Source organism: Thermodesulfobacteriota bacterium (assembly GCA_040755095.1).
GTDB lineage: Bacteria > Desulfobacterota > Desulfobulbia > Desulfobulbales > JBFMBH01 > JBFMBH01.
The window spans coordinates 1-5,319 of sequence record JBFMBH010000199.1; the positions used below are offsets into that span (position 1 = coordinate 1).

The 5,319-nt window shown below is 66.6% G+C and carries 5 protein-coding genes; 2 read left to right on the forward strand and 3 right to left on the reverse strand.

Annotation, left to right across the window (positions count from 1 at the left end; genetic code table 11):
• Nucleotides 1-123: 123 nt before the first annotated feature.
• The 3 genes from grpE to AB1634_18575 form a co-directional block, all read right to left on the reverse strand.
• Nucleotides 124-663 carry a nucleotide exchange factor GrpE gene (gene grpE, locus AB1634_18565; GenBank protein ID MEW6221516.1) on the reverse strand — a complete coding sequence of 180 codons (540 nt, stop codon included), beginning with the start codon at nucleotides 661-663 and terminating at the stop codon, nucleotides 124-126.
• Between the two features lie 400 nt (nucleotides 664-1,063).
• Nucleotides 1,064-2,434: an ArsB/NhaD family transporter gene (locus AB1634_18570; protein ID MEW6221517.1), complete on the reverse strand. Its 1,371-nt coding sequence runs from the start codon at nucleotides 2,432-2,434 to the stop codon at nucleotides 1,064-1,066.
• Nucleotides 2,431-2,919: a CBS domain-containing protein gene (locus AB1634_18575; protein ID MEW6221518.1), complete on the reverse strand. Its 489-nt coding sequence runs from the start codon at nucleotides 2,917-2,919 to the stop codon at nucleotides 2,431-2,433. The genes AB1634_18570 and AB1634_18575 overlap by 4 nt, the downstream gene beginning before the upstream one ends.
• A 364-nt stretch (nucleotides 2,920-3,283) precedes the next feature.
• On the opposite strand from AB1634_18575, the gene AB1634_18580 reads away from it, so the two are divergent.
• Together AB1634_18580 and AB1634_18585 are read left to right on the forward strand one after the other, a co-directional pair.
• A complete protein-coding gene (locus AB1634_18580) occupies nucleotides 3,284-4,045 on the forward strand; it encodes a carbonic anhydrase (GenBank protein ID MEW6221519.1) in 762 nt (253 codons plus the stop codon).
• A 204-nt stretch (nucleotides 4,046-4,249) separates the two neighbouring features.
• Nucleotides 4,250-5,319 (forward strand): sigma 54-interacting transcriptional regulator (locus tag AB1634_18585; GenBank protein MEW6221520.1); only part of this gene is annotated, 1,070 nt, incomplete at its 3' end.

The window sequence follows — 5,319 nt, forward strand, 5'->3', positions numbered from 1 at the left end:
CTACACAGGAGTTGGTGGTGCCCAAGTCGATTCCGATGATCTTTCCCATGCCAGTGTCTCCACGTATAAGATGTATAAGATGATCGTATCCTTCGCAGCCGGCCGCGCTTCCTCTGGCCGGACCTAGCAGCCCTTCTTGGAAACCACCACCCGGGCCGGCCGGATGACCCGCTCCTTGAACTGATAGCCCTTCTGGAATTCCCGCAGCACGTGGCTGGGGGGCAGCTCATCCGTGGCCTCCACGGTCATTGCCTCGTGCCGGTGGGGGTCGAACGGCTGGCCCAGGCTGACGATGGCAGAAAGCCCCAGGCGCTCCAGGGTGGCCATGAGCCCCTGGCGGGTCAGCTCGACGCCATCGAGCAGGGCCTGGGCGCCGCCCTCCTGGCCCTGCGCCAACGCCCGCTCCAGGTTGTCGATGGCGGGCAGGATCTCCCGCATGAAGCTTTCTTCCGCGTAATCCTGGCGGAGCGCCGCTTCCCGGGCCAGCCGCTTCTTCGAGTTCTCGAACTCGGCGGCCATCCGCAGCAGCCGGTCCTTCTCCTCGGCCAGCTGGTGCTCCAGGGCCTGGATCCGGGCCGCGCTCTCCTCTGTCGGTGCCTCCTCGACCGCCTGGACGGCTGCCGCCTCGGGCGCCAGCTCTTCAGTCCGCTCCTCCTCCACCACAGATGGCCTCCTTAGAAGATGTATCGTGCTGCCGTCGGACCTGACGGCGGTCGTTCCTCCGGCTCCTGATGCGGGGCGCCGGCTGGACGGCTGTGTCCTGGCCCCGCGGGCAAAACTGCCCGAACCGTAAGCATGGCCCCCAGGGTTGTCAAGGCACGGGAGGGCCTGTCCGTGGCTCCGGCGGCAGGGTTTGCGCCAGGCGGCTGATCGGCCAGCCTCGGGGCGGGATGGGCCGAGAAGGGCGAACCGCCGCATGTCCAACCAGGGGTTTCCAAGGTTGAAGGGACCGGTCGTTGCCGCTTCGGGTCAGTTCTGCCGGCCCCTTCTCCGGTTGGACATCCCTTGTTCGAGAATCGACATTCGGTCGGGGTGGCAAGCGGAGGAGGGCGGGGCCGCGGGCTCAGACCTTGAAAACGTAGTAGCGCAGCCAGACGTAGGCGGTGGAGATGATCACGGTCATGACCATGAGGGGCATGCCGTAGAGCATGAACTGGCCGAAGGAGATGCGCCGGCCCAGCTTTTCGGACATGCCGACCACGATGACGTTGGCCGAGGCGCCGATGGCGGTGCCGTTGCCGCCCAGGCAGGCGCCCAGAGCCAGGGACCACCACAGGGGCATGAGCTCGGTGTGCTGCAGCAGGGCAACGCCGGACAGGTCCGGCCACAGCTGCCGGGCCATGTCGACGATCAAAGGGTTCATGGTGGCGACGTAGGGGATGTTGTCGATGAAGGCCGAGGCAAAGGCCGAGAACCACATCACCACCATGCTGGTGGCGAGCATGTTGCCCTGGGTAAGCTCCAGGACCTGGATGGACATCCATTTGATGAGGCCGACCTTGACCACGCCGCCGATGATGACAAAAAGGCCGATGAAGAAGAAGATGGTGGGCCATTCCACCTCGGCCAGGATGTGGTGTGGCTCATGGGTGTTGGCGAGGAGCAGCAGGAGGCCGGCACCAAAGAGGGCGATGGTGGCGGGCTGGAAATGGAGCGCCCCGTGGAAGACGAAGCCGGTGAGCACCAGGCCCAGAACCACCAGAGACTTGATGAGCATCACCGGGTCCTTGATGGCCTCGTTCTCGTTCATGGCCATGATGCGCTGCCGCAGCTCCGGCCGCGTCTTGAGCGCCTTGCCCCAGATGAGCTTGATGGCCACGACATAGAAGACCATGATCACGATCACCACCGGACTCAGGTGGTAGACGAAGTCCATGAACTCCAGCTGCGCCTTGGAGGCGATCATGATGTTGGGCGGGTCGCCGATGAGGGTGGCGGTGCCGCCGATGTTGGAGGCCAGGGCACAAGAGATGAGGTACGGCAGCGGATTCACCTCCAGGGCGTCGGCGATGAGGATGGTCACCGGCACGATGAGGAGCACGGTGGTGACGTTATCGAGAAGGGCGGAGAGGATCGCGGTGACGGTGGCGAAGATGGCCATGATCCGCATCGGCTCGCCCCGGCCCGCCTTGGCGCTCCTGATAGCGATGTACTCGAAGACCCCGGTGGGCCGCATGAGGTTGATGATCACCATCATGGAGATAAGGAGAAAGATAACGTTCCAGTCGACCCCGAACTCCTCCACATGGAAGGCCTCGTGCTGGGCGAGGATCTTCGACACCAGCATGAGGCCGGCGCCGAACAGGGCGACCACTGTCTTGTGGATCTTCTCCGAAACGATGACCACGTAGGCGAGCAGGAAGATGGTGGTGGCGGTCCAGAAGGCGGTGTCCATGACAAAGGGCTGGGCCGCAGCCGCGGCTTCGTGGGTCATTGGCCACCTCCGGCATTGTTGTCCTGCATCGCCTTGGCGATGGCAAAGAAGACATCCCGCTCGTAGAGGATGCCGATCACCTTGCCGTCCGGCCGCACCACCGGCAGCCTCTTGACGTTGTGCTTGAGCATGTGGTCCACGCACTCCATGAGGGGCGCCTCGGCGGGCACCGTGACCACCCGCCGGGTCATGAGCTCGGCCACCGTCTTTGCGGCGCATCGTTTGGCCATGGTCTCCACCATGCCATCCCAGGTGAACTCGCCCAGGTCCATGAGCTGCATGTAAGGCGGGAAGACCGCTTTGAGAATGTCGCCGATGGACAGGAAGCCCACCATGGCGCCCTGGGGGTCCAGGACCGGCAGGCCCTTGACCCCGCACTTGTCCTCGTCCCGCTTGGCGGTGCGCAGGAGGTTGGCGGCCTCCTTCAAGGGGGTCGCCGGGGTGAGGAACTCCAGGAGGGGGATCATGAGATCTTTGGCGTGCATGTTGCCTCCAGTGCCCCGGGCTGAACGGGGGCCGGTTGGTGCTGCTTGCTGCGACCGGAAGGACGTCGTGGATCCGAGGGACTTGATGGGCGGCATGGGATGGCGATGGCCGTATATAACATGGCCCCCAGGGCTGTCAAGGCGCGGGGGGGGGCCGTGGGTCTGGCGGGTTTGCGCCGGGGCGGCCGATCTGCTAACCTCGGGGCGGGATGGGCCGAGAAAGACGAACCGCAGCATGTCCAACCAGGGATTTCCAGGGTCCAAGGGACCGGTGGTTGACCGTTCTGTTCAGTTGCGGTCCCTTCTGCGGTTGGACATTCCTTGTGCGGTATTCGACATTCGCTGGGTGGTCTGGGAGGGGATCATGGGCAGGGGAAGATGCTTCCTGGTGGTGACTGGCCTGTGGTGGGCTTTGGCTGCCGGTGGCCCGGCGGAGGCGGAGCTGCCCGTCCAGGGCAAGGTGGCCGCGGGCCAGCCGCCTTTTGCCATCGTCGAGCTCCTGGTGGCCGGGAACGACAAGGCCCTGCCCGCCGCCGTGGCGATACCGGCCGGGGAGCTGGCGCCGGCGGTCACCTGGCTGGCGGACTGCGATCCCCGGGTGCAGCCCGGGCTTTTCCTGGCGGACGGCCCGGGACAGCTGTACTCCGTGCGCACCCTGGGACCCGAGCTGACGCCGGTGGCGGCGGCGGTGGACTTCGGGGTTTTCGGGCTGCGCACCCCGGTTCTTCTCATCACCGGCCAGACGGACAGCCCGATCCTGGCGTTGGCCCTCGCCCCCGAGCGGGCCGTGGACGCCGGCTTGCGCCGGGTGGTGGATCGTCTGGCCGCGGTTATGCCGCCTGGCCTGGATGCCGGCGATGGCGAACGGCTGCTGCAGGCCGCGGAGGCCCTGGTGGACAGCCTGGTGGCGGAGGGTGTCGCCCGCTATCAGGAGCGGGTGACCACCGGCCGGCTGACCGTGGTGGGGGCGATCATCGATCTGGAGAACCGTTACGGCCGGGGAGGGGGGCGGCTGGTGCTCATCAACGTCAACAACGAGACCGATGACGCCACCCTCCGGAAGCTGCCGATCATGGCCCGCCTGGACGCTGCCCGCCGGGCCCTGGCCGTGGGCAGGCGGCGGTAGTGGCCTCCAACGCGCATCGGCTGTTGAGGGCCGGCGGTCCCACCATGCCGGCGGCGCCCGGGGGCTGCCGCTGTTTCCTGTTCCACCCTGGTCCTTGTTTCGGTTTGAGCATCATCGTTGACAACCGCCCGGGTTTCTGGGCATAGAGAGGGGCAAGCCGCATCCTGTTGCCCCCTTGGCGCACCCTGAGTCGTGCCAGAGCCTATGCCCGAGCCCTCCTCCCTCGTTGCCATCGACCTGCTGGCGGTCATCGACGGCGTGCCCCATGGCATCGCCATCCTGGACAGCCGCCAGGAGGTGGTCGCCATCAACCGCTCTCTGGAGGCCCTTACCGGCTACAGCCGGGAGGAGGCCGGCGGCCTGCCGGTGGAGCCGGTGCTGCGCTGCCGCTGGGGAGCCGATCGTCCTCCGGTGGCAGCCGTGCTGGCCGAAGGCGCCGCCATCACCTGCGAAGGGGATATCATCGACCGGCACCGCAAGCGGGTGCCGATCCGGTTCGTTGTCGCCCCGCTGCCTGGCGGTGACGGCGAGCCCCAGGGGGTGGTGGTCACCCTGGAGGATCTGTCACTCCTCAAGGGCCTCCAGGGCGGTGGCCCGGCCGCCGTGGCCCTGGAAGGGGTGATCGGTCACAGCCCGAAGATGCAGGCGATCCTGGAGCTGGTACCGATCGTGGCCCGCACCGATGCCTCGGTGCTGATCACCGGCGAGACCGGCACCGGCAAGGACCTGGTGGCCGAGGCCATCCACCGCGCCTCCCCCCGGGGCCGCCACCCTTTCATCAAGGTCAACTGCGGCGCCCTGCCGGAAACCCTTCTGGAGTCCGAGCTGTTCGGCCATGTGCGGGGCGCCTTTACCGGCGCCCAGACCGATAAGCCAGGCATGTTCCGTCTGGCGCATGGCGGCACCATCTTTCTCACCGAGATCGGCGATCTGCCCTTGCCGCTGCAGGTGAAGCTCCTGACCGTGCTCGATGACCGGGAGTTCTATCCCTTGGGGGGCAGCAAGAAGGTGGCGGTGGATGTGCGGATCATGGCCGGTACCCACCGGGACCTGCGCTGCCTGGTCCGGGAGGGCCGGTTCCGGGAGGACCTCTATTTCCGCCTCAATGTCCTGCGCCTGCATCTGCCGCCCTTGCGGGAGCGGGAGGGGGACCTGCGGCTTTTGGCCGACCATTTTGTCCAGCGCTTCAGCGCCGGCCTGCGCAAGCGGGTGCGGGGACTGGCGTCGGCGGTCTATGAGCTTCTGGCCGGCTACCCCTTTCCGGGCAATGTCCG